General features: G+C 33.1%; 13 protein-coding genes and 1 pseudogene. 10 read left to right on the top strand and 4 right to left on the bottom strand.

The genetic code is table 11. The features are described 5' to 3' along the window. Position 1: 1 nt before the first annotated feature. The 9 genes and pseudogenes from Q0975_RS20620 to Q0975_RS20580 all read left to right on the top strand — a co-directional run bounded on the left by Q0975_RS20620 (position 2) and on the right by Q0975_RS20580 (position 7,956). On the top strand, positions 2-1,072 hold the full coding sequence (locus Q0975_RS20620) for an ABC transporter permease (RefSeq protein ID WP_299440176.1): 1,071 nt from the start codon (positions 2-4) through the stop codon (positions 1,070-1,072). Between the two features lie 54 nt (positions 1,073-1,126). Next, complete coding sequence (gene tpiA / locus Q0975_RS20615) at positions 1,127-1,879, top strand: triose-phosphate isomerase (protein WP_299440174.1); 753 nt, start codon at positions 1,127-1,129, stop codon at positions 1,877-1,879. Between the two features lie 95 nt (positions 1,880-1,974). Further along, positions 1,975-2,814, top strand: coding sequence for a 50S ribosomal protein L11 methyltransferase (gene prmA / locus Q0975_RS20610; RefSeq protein WP_299440172.1), 840 nt, complete (start codon positions 1,975-1,977; stop codon positions 2,812-2,814). 57 nt (positions 2,815-2,871) lie between these two features. Continuing rightward, entirely contained in the window at positions 2,872-3,147 is a 276-nt protein-coding gene (locus Q0975_RS20605) for an ATP-dependent Clp protease adaptor ClpS (protein WP_299440170.1), read from the top strand. An 89-nt stretch (positions 3,148-3,236) separates the two neighbouring features. Beyond that, positions 3,237-3,368, top strand: a pseudogene (locus Q0975_RS20600) (M57 family metalloprotease); the annotation flags it as partial. A gap of 517 nt (positions 3,369-3,885) precedes the next feature. Beyond that, positions 3,886-4,743, top strand: a complete 858-nt coding sequence (locus Q0975_RS20595; RefSeq protein WP_299440169.1) for a M57 family metalloprotease — start codon at positions 3,886-3,888, stop codon at positions 4,741-4,743. Between the two features lie 380 nt (positions 4,744-5,123). Further along, the gene (locus Q0975_RS20590) at positions 5,124-5,996 is read left to right on the top strand and encodes a M57 family metalloprotease (RefSeq protein WP_299440167.1); all 873 of its coding nucleotides are present in this window, start codon (positions 5,124-5,126) and stop codon (positions 5,994-5,996) included. A gap of 132 nt (positions 5,997-6,128) precedes the next feature. After that, on the top strand, positions 6,129-7,256 hold the full coding sequence (locus Q0975_RS20585; RefSeq protein ID WP_299440165.1) for a helix-turn-helix domain-containing protein: 1,128 nt from the start codon (positions 6,129-6,131) through the stop codon (positions 7,254-7,256). 100 nt (positions 7,257-7,356) lie between these two features. Then, on the top strand, positions 7,357-7,956 hold the full coding sequence (locus Q0975_RS20580; RefSeq protein ID WP_299440163.1) for a YceI family protein: 600 nt from the start codon (positions 7,357-7,359) through the stop codon (positions 7,954-7,956). Between the two features lie 11 nt (positions 7,957-7,967). Here the strand turns inward: Q0975_RS20580 and Q0975_RS20575 are convergent, their stop codons facing one another. The 3 genes from Q0975_RS20575 to Q0975_RS20565 form a co-directional block, all read right to left on the bottom strand. Beyond that, positions 7,968-10,562: a carboxypeptidase-like regulatory domain-containing protein gene (locus tag Q0975_RS20575; protein WP_299440161.1), complete on the bottom strand. Its 2,595-nt coding sequence runs from the start codon at positions 10,560-10,562 to the stop codon at positions 7,968-7,970. Next, the gene (locus Q0975_RS20570; RefSeq protein WP_299440159.1) at positions 10,563-11,471 is read right to left on the bottom strand and encodes a FecR family protein; all 909 of its coding nucleotides are present in this window, start codon (positions 11,469-11,471) and stop codon (positions 10,563-10,565) included. Between the two features lie 74 nt (positions 11,472-11,545). Next, positions 11,546-12,055 (bottom strand): RNA polymerase sigma factor, encoded by a 510-nt coding sequence (locus tag Q0975_RS20565; protein ID WP_299440157.1) that lies wholly within the window; start codon positions 12,053-12,055, stop codon positions 11,546-11,548. Between the two features lie 173 nt (positions 12,056-12,228). Here Q0975_RS20565 and Q0975_RS28525 point away from each other — a divergent pair, with 173 nt between their 5' ends. Beyond that, on the top strand, positions 12,229-12,345 hold the full coding sequence (locus Q0975_RS28525) for a T9SS type A sorting domain-containing protein (protein WP_366889334.1): 117 nt from the start codon (positions 12,229-12,231) through the stop codon (positions 12,343-12,345). A 244-nt stretch (positions 12,346-12,589) separates the two neighbouring features. Here the strand turns inward: Q0975_RS28525 and Q0975_RS20560 are convergent, their stop codons facing one another. After that, a complete protein-coding gene (locus Q0975_RS20560; RefSeq protein WP_299440155.1) occupies positions 12,590-18,886 on the bottom strand; it encodes an ELWxxDGT repeat protein in 6,297 nt (2,098 codons plus the stop codon). Positions 18,887-18,938 lie beyond the last annotated feature (52 nt).

Raw genomic sequence — 18,938 nt, 5'->3', positions numbered from 1 at the left:
TATGATTAAATACTTCTATAAGTTTGGGTATGCATTACTTACTTTATTAGGAGTAATTACTGTTATATTTTTATTGTTTACAATTCTTCCTGGAGATCCTGCTCAAATGATGATGGGACAAAATGAAAATAAAGAGCAGTTAGATATTATAAACAAAAAGTACGGTTTTGATCTTCCTATTCGTACACAATATAGGTATTACCTAAATGATCTTTCGCCAATTTCTTTCCATAGTAGTAAGGAAGAAGATTTTTCATATTTCGATACTAAAAAATATTCTGGAGTTTCACTATTTACAATTGGTACTACAAAAACCGTTTTTAAGTATCCTTATCTAAGAGAATCTTTTCAGAAAAACGGGAAAAAAGTAAGTCAAGTAATTAAAGAGACATTACCTAATACAGCTGTTCTTGCAGTTTCGGCAATATTGATTGCTATATTTCTAGGGATTTCAATGGGAATCGTTAGTGCACTAACTAAAGATCGATGGCCAGATCGATTAATTCAGTTCGTCAGTACAATAGGAATGAGTGTTCCTTCTTTTTTTAGCGCCATTATCTTTGCATGGTTGTTTGGATATGTCTTGCACGAATATACAAACCTTAATATGACAGGAAGTTTGTATGAAGTTGATGATTTTGGAGAGGGGGCCTATATTCAGTGGAAGAATTTAATATTACCAGCGATAGTTTTAGGAGTGCGACCATTAGCAGTAGTTACTCAATTAATGAGAAACTCGTTGTTAGAAGTAATGAGCCAGGATTATATAAGAACAGCTAAAGCAAAAGGTCTGTCATTGTTTCAGGTGATTAGAAAACATGCGCTTAAAAATGCTCTAAATCCTGTAGTAACAGCAATTTCAGGATGGTTTGCATCGATGTTAGCCGGAGCAGTATTTGTAGAGTATATTTTTGGATGGAATGGATTAGGAAAAGAAATAGTAGATGCATTAAATACATCAGATCTTCCTATTATTATGGGAGCGGTAATCGTAATATCCTCTGTGTTCATTCTAATCAATATATTTGTTGATGTTATTTATAGATGGTTAGACCCTAGAATTAGAGTGTAATTGTCTTCTTTTAAATTGTAACCAAATAAAAACCACACACATAAATTAAAATTAATGAGAGCAAAAATTGTAGCAGGAAACTGGAAAATGAATAAAAACCTGGCGGAGACCGGAGTTTTACTTTCAGAATTAAAAACTAAACTCAAAGAATCATCAGGTGCACAAATAATTGTAGCACCCACATTCACTAATCTTTATTATACTTTTGAAGAACTTAAAGGGGTTGATATTGATGTAGCGGCGCAAAATATGCATCAAGCAGAAAGCGGAGCATTTACAGGAGAAATTTCTGCAGATATGTTAAAAAGTGTTGGCATAGAAATAGTCATTCTTGGTCATAGTGAACGTAGAGCATATTTTGGCGAGACAGATGAATTGTTAAAAGAAAAAGTCAATACGGCTTTAAAACATAACATGAAAATTATCTTCTGCTTTGGAGAAGAATTAGAAGATCGTAAGAGTGGAAACCATTTTAATGTGGTTGAGAGTCAATTAAAAAATGCTTTGTTTGCATTGGATAATGCAGCTTGGAAACATATTGTTCTGGCGTATGAACCTGTTTGGGCAATAGGAACCGGAGAAACAGCAAGTCCAGAACAAGCACAAGAAATGCATGCCTTTATTCGTAAAACAATAGCAAATGCATATGATGAAAAAATAGCCGAAGAAGTTTCTATACTCTATGGTGGAAGTGTAAAACCAGCAAATGCTAAAGAGATTTTTGCTAAACCTGATGTTGATGGAGGATTGATTGGTGGAGCAGCTTTAGATCCTGAGAGTTTTGCTGCGATAGCAAATTCGTTCTAAATAGAAATTTAGAGAATAAATAATTAGGTATTCGTTATTGCGAATACCTTTTTTATTGGTCAAAAGAGTAACTTTGCACACTAATTTGAACAAACATGACAACACCTATATATATAGGCTATTATTTTACGATAAAGCCTTTACAACCTGCAACGGAAATTTTGATAGCAGAATTAGGATATGCAGGTTTTGAAAGTTTTGTAGAAACAGAAAAAGGAATGGAAGCTTTTATCCAGAAAGAAGAATGGAATAAAAGTATATTAGATGATATCCATATTCTAAGTTCAGAAGAATTCGAGATAACGTATACCACAGAGGAAATAGAACAAGTGAACTGGAATAAAGAATGGGAGAAGAATTTTACTCCTATTATGGTAGATAATATGTGTAGTGTTAGAGCACCTTTTCATGAAAAGCCAGATGTAGCTTATGATATCGTAATAGAACCAAAAATGTCTTTTGGTACTGGTCATCATGAAACAACTCATATGATGATTCAGCATTTGCTTAAACACGATGTGGAAGGTAAAAAGGTATTGGATATGGGGTGTGGTACAGGAATTTTAGCGATTTTGGCTGAAATGAAAGGAGCTAAACCTATAGATGCTATAGATATAGACAACTGGTGCTATCTGAACACAATTGAAAATGTAGAACGAAATAATTGTAAACACATTACTGCATACGAAGGCGAATCGTCATTATTAGTAGATAAGCAATATGATGTTGTTATCGCAAATATTAATAGAAATATATTGCTAAAGGATATCTCTGTATACGCTGCCACATTAACCGATGGAGGTAGTCTTTTTCTTAGCGGGTTCTATAAAGAAGATTTGGAGATGATTACAAAAGAATGTGCTACTTATAATTTGATGTTTCAAGAGTGTTATGAACGAAATAATTGGATAGCAGCTTGTTACAAGTTAAAATAATGTGATAGAAGATTAATTTTTCTTTTTGATATAGTATATTTGTATAAAATTAATGAGATGAGCACTCAAGAAAAGGTTTTAGAAGAAGTTTTAGAAAAAACAGTAGAGCAAAGTAATAGTGAAATTGTTTTATATAATGATGATGTCAATACATTTGATCATGTTATCGAAACTTTGATCTATACGTGTGAACATACACCAGTGCAAGCAGAACAATGTGCAATGTTAGTGCATTATAAAGGCAAATGCACAGTAAAAACAGGGGTTTACGAAGAATTAGTTCCTAGGTGTTCTAAATTACTTCAAGCCGGATTAAGCGCGGAAATCGTTTAGTAAATAATATTCATAGGAATAATCGTTCAATAGAAATTTTGTTGAGCGATTTTTTTTGCCTTAAATTAAAATTCAGTGGAGTAAATCATATTGGAGCTATCCATATACCAGGAACACCAACTGGATATGATGCTACGTCTATTATGTTAGCGTGTTTTAGTAATAGCGCTTCAGGAGAATTTAATAATAATGATAAAACCGCACTGAATTACCTATACTAATTAGTATATGAATTAGAACATATAGATAGATATAAACTCGACTTCGGTCAAGTTTATATGTGTTCTTTTCTTGAAAAAAATACAACAAAACATCTGTTAGCAATTTTTTAACATTGTTTGGTTAAAAATTTATGATTTGAAAGAAAAAGATTACGATAAGGTGTAAAAAATAGATTGCTTTACATTTCTTTAACATCTTTGATACTACTATAATTTTTTGCTAAATAGGTAAAATGTATGATAATTAATATAATGCATTTAATCGATTTTATTGTGTAATTTAAGGATATGACTTTGTTAGTTTTTAGTTTAATTTATTAAACTTAATGCATGTATAGTGCCTAATATCAGTGAATTGCTTAAATAATTAACGGATATTTAAAAAAAAATATCATATCTTCAACCCGCTTAAATTTTAAAAAAGTTCAAAGCTTTACTAAATTAATTGCAATCAAAATAAATACTGTAGTAGATTTATTTTGTTTAATAGTAACTACACAAACTCAACTTTTTAAAAATGAAAAAAATCAAATTATTAGCGCTTTGCGCTATCGCGGCTGGTGTAATCACATCTTGCCAAAAAGACGAAATCACAAATGAACAACCAGTTTCTTTAGAATTAAGTAAAGACCTACAAGACAAAATGTGGGATGCTGGAGTTAGTCCAATCGATGCAACAATTGAAACAATAACCAACAAGCTTGATGGAACTTCTGATAAATTTGTGGTATCAGGAGATATCAGAATGGCATTAGATCAATTAGAAAACGGTGCATTCAAGTTAGGTATCGCTGAAGATGGCACTAATAAGCAATATAGAACCAACAATTTAATTTCTTCTGGTAACAGAACAATAGATATTTTAGGGTATACAGGTTCGTGTTGTGCACTTTCTAGCAGAATGCAGACAGGTCTTCAGTGGGCAGTAAATAATTATAATAGAATCAATAGTACACTTAACTTTAGATTGACATTTGGAACAAACTTCCAGGCTGCTGATATGGTAGTATATGACAATGGACAAGGTGGACAAGGTGGACAAGCTGAATTTCCTAGTGGAGGAAGATCAGGTAAGTTTATCCAAATCCTTAGTGGTATGGCTAGTGCAAGTAATAATGTTAATGAGCACGTAATCGGTCACGAAATTGGTCACGCTGTAGGTTTCAGACACACTGACTACGCACGTAGAAGATGTGGTGGAGCTAATGAAGGTACTGCAGGTGTTGGAGCAATTAATGTTCCTGGAACACCATCTGCTAATCGATGGGGACAAAGCGGTTTAGATTCTGGTTCTTTAATGATTTCTTGTTTCGATGGAAGCGAGGATGGAGAATTTAGTAACTTCGATATTGTAGCTTTAGAATTCCTATACTAAAACTAAGTATAGCTATCTTAAAATTAAATTATAAAAAAAGCTTTGAACTTTTTATGAAACCATCTCGATAAATTTTCGAGGTGGTTTTTTTCTTACAAGAATTGATTAAATATTTCATTATAAGGTGTTTATGTAAGGTGTTTTTGAAAATATTGAAACTGCATTTTTCGCATTAATTTTTGAAGCTTTGTTGAATTAAGTTTACGGTTTCGCTATATATTTAATAAATAATTCAAGATTTTTGATGATTCATTGAAATAAATGTATATATTGCGTATCGCAAAATTTTTAAAAAAGTTCAAAGCTTTAATAAAACATTTGCGTACAGAATAGATTTTTTAAATCCATTCTGTATTAAATACACAAACTCAACAATTTAAATGAAAAAATTAAAATTTTTAGCGCTTTGCGCTATGGTAGCTGGTGTAGTAACATCTTGCCAAAAAGACGAAATCACTAGCGAAGTACAACCAGAATCTTTAGAACTTAATAAAAATCTTCAGGATGCTCTATTAAGAGCAGGGGTAAATCCACTTAATGCTTTTGAAACTACTGTTAAGCATTTTGACGGTTCTAGTTACGATGTTGTTCGTGCTGGGGATATAGACTTAAATAAGGCTGAACTTTTAGCTGGTAATATGGAATTGGGTGATGCACCTGATGGTGTTAACAAACAATACAGAACTAATAATTTGGTAACAGGTTCTAACAGAACAATTGATATCTTAGGATATACAGGATCTGGTAATGCGTTAACTAGTAATATGCAGACTGGTTTACAATGGGCTGTAAATAACTATAACAGACTTAGTACTACATTAAACTTTAGATTAACTTTTGGAACAAATTTCCAAGCTGCTGATATGGTTGTGTATAATAACAACGGTAGTGGAGCTGGAGGACAAGCAGAATTCCCAAGTGGTGGAAGACCTGGAAAGTTTATCCAGATTCTAAACGGAACTGGTACTTTTGGTGGTAGTAACGTTAATAATGTTAATGAGCATGTAATCGGGCACGAAATAGGTCACGCACTTGGTTTTAGACATACTGATTATGCACGTAGAAGATGTGATAATAGTAATGAAGGAACTGCTGGTAGTATTGGTGCAATCAATATTCCTGGTACTCCAACAGCTAACCGATGGGGACAGGCTGGTTTAGATTCAGGTTCTTTAATGATCTCTTGTTTTGACGGTAGTGAAGATGGAGAATTTAGTAGCATTGATATAGTAGCTTTAGAATTTCTATATTAATATTTAATTAGATTATAATATAAGCTTTGAACTTTTTATAAAGCCATCTCGAAATTTGGGATGGCTTTTTTTATATCTAAATAAAATGGTTAGCAACTCTTTTCTCCTTAAGAATTCATAAGTTTATAACATATGAATTTAGATCTCTGGTCAATACTAATACTAATTGTCATTTTTCAAGGGTTTTTCTTTCTTACAGTGTTGTTGGTGTCTCCATCCAGAAAGTCGAAAAAAGAAAATGTATACCTATTTTCTATTATACTTTTGCTTATATGGTTTCTGGGAGAGTTTCTTGCTATAAGAAATACCTACAATGTTGGTTTTAGTGTTTTTTATGGCACCCGCTATGGATCGTGGTTTTTATTAGGCCCTTTGACCTTTTTTTATTTTAAAACGATAACAGATTCAGAATGGAAGTTTGCTATAAAACATGTATTACATTTTATACCATTCGTTGTTTTTTGCCTTGTTATCCCTGTTGCTAGTAATGAATCATTAAGCATAAGACAAATAACTTATGGAATGTTAGCAGTCTTTGATCATAGAAAGAAAATAGTAACACCTTTCGAATATCTCTATTCGGTTGTCTTTTTTGTGCAGTTCGTACATTTTGGGTGTTATCTTATATATAATATAAAAACGACCAACACATACGCCAAAAACCTTAAATCCGAATATTCTGATCTAGGGAATGTAATTTGGCTTAAACTATTTAATATTCTTTTGATTTCAATTTTGGTGCTAGCTTCTTCATACCTATATATTCTTTTTGTATCGGATTTTTATAGAAGATATCTAGATTATATTTATGTCCTGCCAATGGGGTTTTTTATCTATTCGATTGGTTATTATTTATCTGGAATCCAATGGTTATCAATAGGTGAAAAAGCAAAAAAGTATCATAGCTCTACTTTAAGTATACATGAAATTAAAATTTACTCAGAGAGATTAAAGGTTGTGATGTCTACTGATGAACCATATTTAAAAAATGATTTAAGGTTAAAAGATCTTGCCCGTATAGTGGATGTTAGTAGTCACTCTATGTCCCAAATCATCAATCAAAGTTTTAAATGTTCGTTTTTTGATTTTATCAACCAATATCGAGTAGAAGAGGCAAAAAGACTCATCATTTCTGAGCCTAAAATAACATTACTTCAGGTAGCTTTTGATGCTGGTTTTAATAACAAAACATCTTTTGTTAATGCCTTTAAAAAATTTGAGAAAAAGACACCATCATCATTTAGAAAAGAAATTGCTTAATTTTTAATTCACTGATTTAATTTGGCAACTTTTATAAAGATTGTCGAAAAGGATAAACTTAGTTCTTAATATTGAGGTTTAATATTAAATCCAAATATTTATGAAAGCAAAGTTTTTTTTAATTACGGCAATACTTTTAGTGATTTCTACGGTACATCTAAGTTTTACATCAATAAAAAATCAATACATATTAGATTCAGGGCATACTTTTATTGGTTTTGATGTGGAGCGTTTTATGGTGGGAGAGGTTTCAGGTAGGTTTAACGAATTTACAGGGAATATGACCCTAGATAATGAAGATTTTACAACATTAAAAGTTGAGATAACTATAAATGCAAGTAGTATCGATACGAATCATGAAACACGAGATAGGCATCTTAAAGGGGGAATGTGGTTAGATACAGAGAATTATCCTGAGATTAAATTCATATCAACCCAAGTTGCAATAAATGATAATGGAGAATACATCATGGTTGGGAATTTCACGATTAAGGGTGTTACAAAAGTGGTTGAGTTTCCAGTAAAAATATTGGGACCTTTTATGGATCCAACTAAAAAAATGACTTTAGGTATAAAAGCAGATTTTGAAATTGATAGATCTGATTATGGAATAAAATTCAATAAAAAAATGGATAACGGGTCTTTTTTTATTGATAATAAAGTGAAAATTAAAATAAGATCACTAGCCTATAGGAAATAGGTCAGATAAGGTTAAAAATCAATTCTAAAGGACACATTGGGGGTTATGCCAGAAGAAAAAGTATTTACTTCTTGTAATAAATAATCGTTATTGTCAAATCTAATGTTATAGGTTCGGTTTAAAATGTTTTTACGATCGTATAAGTTAAATAGAGAGAACCCTATTTTACTACGCCAGGTATCGCTTTTTGAAAAATTAAACTTATAAGAAGCGGAAAAATCTAGTCGGTGATAAGTGTCTAAACGTTCACTGTTAACTTCACCATAATCTATAAAAAGAAGGTTGTCTGTTTCAGTAATACCTTGTGCTGGAGTAAAAGGCCTTCCGGTTCTGATATTCCATCCTAATGAAAATTCAAAATTATTCCATTGATAGCTATGAATCCAGGATAAATAATGACTAATATCAAAATTACCTGGAAAATATTCCCCTTCATTGACACCTTCGAATTTAAAATCTTGGTCGGTGAGTGAATATCCGATCCAGGTTCTGTAATTGTTTATTCTTTTTTTTATTAATACATCTAAACCAAAAACTTCACTTTCTCCAGTTTCCAAATCTAGAACACCATTAAAGCCGTTAGCAAATGAAGTCAATCCACTAGTGGATTTATAATATCCTTCGATATCAATATACCAGTCATTCTTATTAATAGAAAAACCACCAGAAAACTGATCGCTACTAAGCATAGAAACGAATTCTGAATCTGCCAATAACCAAATCTGATTATCCAGATTAAAATCATTAGGAAGATAATTCGATATCTGACTAATTACTTGGTTTTTTCTTTCTGCAGATATCTTGGATATTATATCCTTAAATAAAGTTATTTCTACGTTGATTCTAGGTTCCCAGTATGCTTTATCAAGAACTGAGAAATAATTGCCCCTAATCCCAGCACTGATCTTAATTTTTTCATTGGAATTAAATTTATATTCTCCAAATACAGCGTGAGTAATATTACTGTTACTTTCGTCAAAGGTAAAGCGACTAGCAGAGTAATCGGCATTATATGATACATCGTTTGTCGAAAAATCATAGCCAGACACAAAGCTATTTTTAGAGTTTATTTTCCAATTCGCATGTAGAGAAGAACCAGTGTCTCTGATTACATTTTTTTCTACAATATTGTTTTGAAAGAATAAAAAACCATCGCTAGTTGCTCTAGATTCTCTAACCCCATTATAATCAAAATCATAATTAGAAAAATAAACATTTGCTGAAAGAGAGAAATCAGTATTCCAATTTTTATCCCATTTCATATTAACTCCTTGGTTTACAAACTTTAAGTTGTCGATTTGATTTTCGTCAAAAGGCTCGCTAAAACCTTGGATGTTTTTAATGTTAAGTATGTAATCTAAATCATTGTTAGTAAAAATAGAGCTGATTGTAAATTTTTCATTTTCAGATATATCTAAAATTGCTTTTACGGTAAGATCTGTAAAATAAAATACGTTTTCATTTTCTACCGTTTCTTGATCTAATTTTTGATTATCTACAAAAAATCGAATACTCTGAAAAGCTCGTTCCGAATAACTGCGGAAAGTAGCGGTTTCTATAAAATCTGTAAACGCTCTTCTACCAGATATTATAAAACCAAGATCTTTATTTACAGGAACTTCTATGTAAGCGTCAGCACTAGTCATATTAAAACCAATACCAAAACCAAAATCTTTTGGGATTTCATTTTTTGATTCTATATCTACTACTCCAGAAATTCTATTTCCGTATTTAGCTTCTGTACTGCTTCTAAAAAGCTTAATATTTTCAGTTATATAAGGATTGAAAATGGATAATAAATCAAAAAAGTGTCCAGTACTATACATTTTTATTCCATCCCATAAAATCAAATTATGATCTGGAGTTCCTCCTCTAATATGAAGCGCTGAAGCAGTTTCTGTAGGACTCTGTACGCCAGGCAAAAACTGTAAAGTTTGCAATACATCTGGTTCTACTAATCTTGGTAAGATTCCTAATTTACTTGGATCAATATTTATTGCACTACTTGCTCCTTGTCTTGATATTCCAGAGGTGACATATTCTGTTATGACAACTTCCCCTAATTGAAAATCATCTTCGGATAACAATATTTTAGCACAATCAGTGCTTTCTAATTGCTTAGCAATAAATTGCTTGTTTTTATACCCTAAAAATCGAATATCAATAGTATCATTAGGTTCAGATAAGAACAATTGGAAATAACCATTAATATCTGAAATAACAGATTTAGATTGATTTTTGTTACTTACAAAAGCTTCAGGTAAGGGTTTTTTAGTAACACTATCAAGTAAATATCCACAAATAGGGATTCTGCCTTTTTTCCTTTTTTTTCTAATAACATAGTACCGATCATTGACCTTTTCAAAAAGAACTAAAGTTTGAGATTGTATTTTTTGTAAAATTTTCTCTAACGAACCTTTCTCTAAAATGGTAATCTTTTCATCTTTGATAATATCTGGATTAAAAGAAAACTTAATGTTATAAGATTTCTCCAGCACCTTTAGGATAGTATCTAAAGATGTGTTTTCATATTCAGGTTTTACTGTTTTTTGAGAAAAAGAGCTGAAATAGATAAGTATAAAAAAAGAGAAAAAAATTGATTTCATTTATTCTTTAACGAGAACTATGTTGTTTTCGTTGTTAAAAGTATATGAAATTTCCATAGGAACAAAGATTGTTTTTAAAGCTAATTCAATATTGTTATGATTATAGCTACCAGTAAAACGTTGATTTTGATCAATTTTTTCCTTGTTAAAGGTAATATTGAACTGATTCTCTAGAGAACGAATTACTTGTCTTAACGGAGTGTTCGTGAATGTCGTTTCTCCAGATAACCAGCTTGGTTTTGTTGTTTCTGTATCCCAGTTTTCAACGACGTTATTGGTGATTCTGAATGCTTTTCCTTTAGTAAGAATAGCTTCATTAGTATTACCAATAGCTTTTACTTTACCTTCATGGCAGATTACTTCGAAAAAATCTTTTTGAGTATTTACATTAAATTGTGTTCCAATTACTTTTACCTTTCCGGATGTTGTTTCTACAATAAAATCAGAACCTTTTTTTACTTTAAAAAAGGCTTCTCCATCTAAAGTGACTATTCTATTCGTGTTCCAGTCGGATTTTTTGAATTTTAATATAGATTTAGAGTTTAGGATTACTTCAGAGCCATCTAATAACTCTACTGTAATTTGTTCTCCGTAATTTGTTGTGTAAGTGGTGGAGCTATCAAAGAAAAAGTATAGTCCTAACAGCACTACTAAAGTAGCTGCGATACCGTAACTCCATTTTGGAATTATGCGTATTGCAGGTTTATTGTTTTTACGAATATCATTTTTGATAGCATTAAAAACCCTCTCCTTATTGTACATAGGAGATTCTAATGTATCTATTTTGTTAATAATAGTTACATATTTCTGATAATCCTGAGATTTTTCAAATTCTATTTTTTCCTTAGCATCTAGATCATCATTAAGCCATCTCGCTAAAAAAGTATCATCTGAATATGGATTTTTCATTCGTTGTTTTTTGCTTCTTTGTTTATATCTTCTTTATTTAAAAACAGTCTTGTGCTAAATTACCCTACAAATAATTATAATATATCTCCTAATTTTTCTCGCAGACTCAATAAGGCATAATGTATTCTTTTTTCAATTGCCTTAACCGAAACCCCTGTGATTTCTGCAATTTCTTTATAGGATTTCTTGTCAATTCGCGATAATAAAAATGTTTCTTTTTGTTTTTCTGGTAGTTCGTCTATTGCGTTTTTTAATTTAGACATGAATTCTTTTTCTTCAATAATGAATTGGGGATCTTGATTATTGAGATCAGAATGCGGTCTCTGTTCATATTTAAGTACCACTTTTTTATGAGCAATATGGTTTAGTAGATTGTTGTTCGCTACAGTAAACAGGTAGGCTTTAGCCTTTAGAAAAAATACTTTTTTACAATTTTGCCATAGTTTGATGAAAGCATCTTGAATAATATCTTCTGCCAGATCAATATCACCACATTTATAGTAGATAAGATTCCGCAACGATTTTGAATAATCATCAAAGATTGATTCAAAGTTTTTTTCATCACAAACAGATTTCTTTTCCATATATTTTCCGAAGATATTTATTTTATAGAGATATCAAAAAAAGTAAAACTTATTTTGTTTATATTTTTAACATTGGACGACTACAATGTTAATAGATTTTAGGGGCTTTTTTGTGTTTAAACTGATAAATCTATAGAATGTTATAGTATTAATGGTTTTAATAATTAAAATTCATTGCAATCGCACCCGAAAAAGTTACCATAAATTTGCCTAATTACGCAAGAGGGATTTATTTCCTAAACGTAACAATGGATAATGTAAGTAAAGCGGTGAAAATTGTTAAAAACTAGATTGCTATAGAGTTTTTAAATAAAAATCTATTTTAGATATCCAAAAACCCTTGTATAATGTATACAAGGGTTTTTTATGATTACATTGAAAAGTAATTCTAGGGTTATGTGCAAATAAAAAATCCACCACATTTGCGATGGATTTTTTACTTGTAGTGACCTAGGGCGGATTCTAGCAACCTCCTGCGCTATAATCATAAGTTCGTAGTATAAATTATTGCGGTTTTTTTTAAAAAACTGATAATTATTGTTTTACAAACCTCTTTACAATTGTTTTTCCTCTATAATCTAAAAATACTATTTTGATCAAATAAACTCCAGATGGCAGAGTAGCTACATGTATAGTTTCATCTTTCGAATAGTCAATTATTTGTTTTACCAGCCTTCCGTTTGCATCGTAAATGGATAATCGGTTATTTGATGGAATTTCAGCAATCTGAATCTCATTTACTACGGGATTTGGATATAGTTTTACAAGTTCCTCTTGTATTTCTCCAGGAAGTACGGTTAAAATCCTAGTCACAAAATTAGCAGAAAGATAGTTTTCGTTACCTGGTTGATGAGCCGAAATAACAACAGAACCTTCACCAACAATTGTTACTGTATTTCCAGAAACAGTAACTACATTTGTATTAGAACTACTATAGGTAATTGGTAATCCTGAAGAAGCAGTTGCGTTTAGGTCAAATGCAGGATTTCCAAAGTTGACATTCGTCAATTCATTAAAAGTAATTACCTGAGTTGCTTTGGTGATCTCAAAATTCTCTGATTTAAAAGTAATGTTATAGTTAGAATTATTCAATGTTCCCTGATTAATAGGGTAGATCCCTACATCTTCTCCTGCGGCTCTTTCTAGGTTTCCGGTAAGTATATCACTCACTACTAGATTTCCGTTAGTAATGATATAGGTAAATACTGGATCTGCAGTACCATACTCTTTACTTTTGCCTGTATCCGCTGTTACGGTAATAGTTTTTGGAAGTACTGTCAAAGTTTGATTAACAGTAACGAAATTATAGTTTTCATTCCCTTCTTGTATAGCAGTGATGCTTGTTGTACCTGCTCCGATAATAGTTATGGTATTTCCAGAAACAGTCGCTACATTGGTATCAGAACTACTATACCTAATTGTTAATCCTGAAGAGGCAGTTGCATTTAGATTGAAATCAGTATCTCCATAGATAACATCTGCCAAAGCATTGAATGTGATGCTTTGATCCACTTTAGTGATTTCAAAATCATTAGCAACAAAGGTGATATCATAATTAATATTATCCAATGTTCCTTGGTTAATAGGGTAGGTTCCGGCATCTTCTCCAGCAGTTCTTTCCAGATTTCCGTTTAGTACATCGCTCGCTACCAGATTTCCGCTAGTGATTGTGTGGGTCAATATTGGATCTGCTGTTCCAAATATTTTACTTTGACCAGCATCTGCAGTGACTGTAATCGGTCTTTGAATAACCTGTAAGCTTTGAGATACAGAAGTCGCTACATTGTAGTTTTCGTTTCCGGCCTGATTAGCAGTAATCGAAGTGGTTCCAACTCCAATAATCGTTACGATATTTCCTGAAACAGTAGCTACATTGGTATCAGAACTACTATATGTAATTGTTAATCCAGAAGAAGTTGTTGCATTTAGATTGAAATCAGCATCTCCGTAGATAACATCTGTCAAAGCATTGAATGTGATGTTTTGATCCGCTTTAGTGATTTCAAAATCATTAGCTGCAAATGTAATATCATAATTCGTATTGGCTAGCGTTCCTTGTTGAATCGCATACAATCCAACATTTTCTCCTACTTCTCTCGTTATGTTTCCGGTAAGTACATCGCTTCCTACCAAACTTCCGGCAGAAACAAAGTACGTTAAAGCAGGATCTGCACTTCCGAACACTTTACCTTGCCCTGAATCTGCAGTTATAGTAATTGCTTTTGGCGTCACCGTTAATGTTTGTGTAACATCAACTGCTGTATTATAGTTTGTATTTCCAATTTGACTTGCAGTAATTGTTGTTGTTCCTATTCCTGAAATCGTTACTGTGTTCCCTAAGATAGTAGCAACAGAAGTATCAGAACTTGTATAATCAATTGCTAAACCAGAATCAGCAGTAGCATTTAAGTTAAAATCTGCATCGCCATAAGTTACATCGCTTAAGTTGTTGAATGTAATGATTTGGTCTGCTTTTGTGATTTCAAAATCATTGGTAACAAATGTAATATCATAATTCGCATTGGCTACTGTTCCTTGTTGAATTTCATAGAATCCAACATCTTCTCCAGTGTTACGTGTTAGGTTTCCAGACAGTACATCACTTCCAACTAAACTTCCTGAAGTAATTGTGTATGTTAAAACAGGCTCCGTGTTTCCGAATACTTTTGATTGTCCTGTATCCGCAGTAATTGTAATTGCTCTTGGAGTTACGGTTAGTGTTTGTGGAATAGTAATCGCAGCATTGTAGTTCGCATTTCCAGCTTGACTTGCAGTAATTGTTGTTGTTCCTATTCCTGAAATCGTTACTGTGTTCCCTAAGATAGTAGCAACAGAAGTATCAGAACTTGTATAATCAATTGCTAGACCAGAATCAACAGTAGCATTTAAGTTAAAATCAGCATCACCATATGTTACATCGCTTAAGTTGTTGAATGTAATGATTTGGTCTGCTTTTGTGATTTCGAAGTCATTCGCTACAAAGTTGATATCATAATTAGCATTGGCAACTGTTCCTTGATTGATAGGGTAGAAGCCTGCATTTTCTCCAGTAGTTCTTTCCAGATTTCCGTTAAGTACATCTCCATCAACCAAGCTTCCTGTTGTAACAGAATACGTTAGGGTTGGCTCGGCTTCTCCGAATACTTTGCTTTGATTCTCATCGGCAGTAACTGTAATCACTCTTGGATTTATTTTTAAAGATTGGGTAACATCCAACGCGGGTAGGTATTCTGTGTTACCAGCTTGACTTGCAGTAATGGTTGTGGTTCCTACACCTACAATGGTAACCGTGTTTCCTGAAACCGTTACCACAGAAGTATCAGAACTACTGTATGACACCTCTAGTCCGGAATCACATGTTGCGGTTAAATCAAAATCAGCATCACCATAGGTTACTTCTGCCAAAGGATTGAATGTGATGGTTTGTGATAGTCTTGAATACTCATAAGCGCCGATATCGATGGTATTGGTCATATCCATATCTCCATCGATAATTCGATAATTTCCACCTAAGCCTTTTAAGGTGTTGTTTGCAGTATTATCACCTTGATCAACTAAAGCAGAGCCTCCTTGTAATGTGAAATCATTGTTTGCAGCATCTTTAAATAAGACATCTATAATGATTGTCCCATCAATATTTCCAGTACCTGTAGGATATTCTCCTTTTAAATAACTATACGTTGTGTTTAGACTTCCTGTTCCCGTAATGAGGATAGTCGAATTATGTGGACCTTCTACAATTGTGTTTTCTAAGCTAATAGTTCCATCATTAGTTCCAAAAACTCCAAATCCTGACGGTATAGTATTGTTGACTATTGTGCAATTAGTAAATGTTAGATCATGATTATATGCATAAATGGCATCCGTTACTGTAGCGGTATTATCATAAAATAAGCAGTTAGTAAATGAAGCCATACTTGCTCCATTGGCATAGAAAATAATGGCGCCTAACTCAGCTTGATTATTTCTAAAAATACAGTTTGTAACAGTTAGATTATTCCCATTAGAAACAAAAATGGCACCCCCACTGTTATCAGATATTCTTGTTGAATTTGAATCTAGAGCTGCATTGGCATCTTCGATGATAAAACCATCTAAGGTAATATTTTCGCTATTTTCAATCTTGATAATGGTTTCCGTATTTCCGTTATTATCATTGGGAAGACCAATATCACCGCTTAAAATAGTTTGATGGTTCACCCAATCTCTTTCGGATAGGTTGGTTTCTGTTCCAGAAAAACCTCCGTATAGTTTAATATTGCTTGGAATTTTAAATGTGTCAATTTTGCTTTTTCCAGGAAGATACACTCCTTCTTGCACCCAAATTTCTTCTACAGTTGGGCAGCTTTGAGCAATTTTTAAGGCTTGTTTTAGCGTAGTGGCTTCATTCCATGAAGTTCCATTGGCTGAGTCTGTTCCCGTAGTGCTTACGAATAATTTATTTGAAGGTAAGCTACTACAATCATAAGGAATAAAGACATACAATTCATCACTATGAATACCATCATTAGCCCTTAAGTACAATCGATTATTCAAAGCAGTCAAAAAGTCTGGATTAGAACTTGAACCTATACGAGAGTCAATATCCGCAGCCATACGAGTTCCTGCTTCTGTACCATCTGTCTCCCACAATTCAGCAGCATGGATCCCATCATTAGCTCTAAAATATAAGTGATCATTTAAAGTCTCGAAATAGCCAGGGAATGAACCATTAATGCCTGGTCTAATATCGGCCACCAATTGCGTGCCAACTTCGGTACCATCACTTACCCATAATTCATTTCCGTGAACTCCATCTTCAGCTCTAAAATACAGTTTGTTGTTATGTACATATAAACTATTGGGCTGGGAGCTGTTTGGTCCTGCAAAAATATCTTTTATTAATTCGTTGGTGTCAGTTGCAGGATCATAAGCCCATAACTCCAAGCCAGATCCAGAATGAAATTCTACATGATATAACTTACTATTAAATGCAGTAATTTCTCGTGGATATGTACTGGCATTACCTGGAGCAGTTTCAAAAGCGAGTTTACTACCGGCATCAGTACCATCCGTTTCCCATATTTCACTTCCATCTACCGGCGTGTACCCTTGTAGATACAGTTTATCGTTTAGGACTACAATTTCATTAATAGATGCTGTTCCAGAAGTTAATTTAAATACATCCACTTTTTGGGTACCCGCTTTGGTACCATCAGTTTTATACAACTGAGAGCCACCAGTAGCAAAATCATAAATGCTGAAATATAGGTTATCTTGAAACACTATTAAATTGGCTGGATCGGCATTAGTGCTACCGTCCAGAATATCTACGGCCAATTTGGTGCCAGCTTCTGTACCATCAGTTTCCCACAATTCGCCGCCATGGATGCCATCGTCAGCGGTAAAATATATTTTATTATTATAAACCGTTAAATTTCTGCAAGAAGAACTATTTGATCCCACTTTTATATCTTTTAAGAGTTGAGTTCCTGTTTCGGTTCCATCACTGGTCCATAATTCTGTTCCGTTGATTCCGTCTCGAGCAGCAAAAAATAATTTATTGTTATAGGCAATCATATCTTTCAAAGAGTTGTTACTGGTACTTTGATCGATAAAACTTATTTGTTTTGTACCCGCTTCGGTACCATCTGAAACAAAAAGTTCTTGACTTCCTTTTTCTCCATCAGCAGCAAAGAATAGTTGATTATTAAATACAACTAGGTCTCTAGGTTCACTTCGGTCAGAACCAGGATTAATATCAGCAGTCAACTTTGTTCCTACCGCTGTTCCGTCACTTTCCCATAATTCCCGACCATTTATTCCATCTTCAGCATTAAAATAGAGTTTGTTATTATAGATAGTAAGTTCTCTTGGACTACCACTGTTTGATCCAGGACGAATATCGACCACAAGTTGCGTACCACTGGGTGTTCCATCACTTTTGAATAATTCACTTCCGTTAGTACCGTTGTCTGCTGAGAAATATAAACTGCCGTTGAAAACCTGTAAGTAGGATGGTCTAGAACTAGAAAAAGATGCACCTGGTTTAATATCTATAAAAAGTTTTGTACCCATTTCTGTCCCATCAGTTTCCCATAATTCCTCGCCGTGAACACCATCATCCGCCTTGAAATATAGTTTTCCGTTATATACTTGAGCGTGAGAAATATTTGAGCCTCTAGTTCCTGCATATATATCCTTAACCATCTGGGTTCCTGCTTCGGTTCCATCGCTTACCCATAATTCGTACCCATGTGTTCCATCATCGGCTGCAAAGTACATTTTATTGTTATAGACCATTAAATCCCTTATAAAACTACTATTAGTACCACTCGTAATATCTTTTACCAAATGGGTGCCAGCAGCTGTACCATCACTTACCCATAGCTCGCTACCATGGTTTTCATCGCTGCCTCTAAAGTAAATTTTATTATTAAATACCGTGATATAAATGGCAGTTCCACTATTGCTCCCAGGCCAAATATCCTTGACTAGTTGTGTGCCTTCTGGTGTTCCGTCGGTTACCCATAATTCACGACCAATGTTCTCTCCATTTGCAGAAAAATATAGTTTACCATTTAACTCAGCAAAATCTCTAGGAGACGAACTATTTTGTCCTGGTCGAATATCTGCAAAAAGACGCGTTCCGGCTGTTGTACCATCACTTACCCATAACTCTTCTCCATGAGTTTGATCATCAGCACGAAAGTATATGTGTCCATTGAATTCGGTTATGTATTCGACATAAGCATAACCATTTAAATTGGAATTAATGTCTTTTACAAGTTCTGCATGTTGTCCAAAAAGACAAAAAGTACTAAAAAACAGTAAAGTAAAAATTGATCTCATATAAAGGGGCTTTTAAAGATTTTTATAGTTCGTTCTATACTATGTACAGGCT

This window comes from uncultured Aquimarina sp. (genome assembly GCF_947500065.1).
Classification (GTDB): domain Bacteria; phylum Bacteroidota; class Bacteroidia; order Flavobacteriales; family Flavobacteriaceae; genus Aquimarina.
The sequence above is the reverse complement of the archived record's forward strand: the minus strand, read 5'-3'. Positions and strand labels throughout refer to the sequence as shown.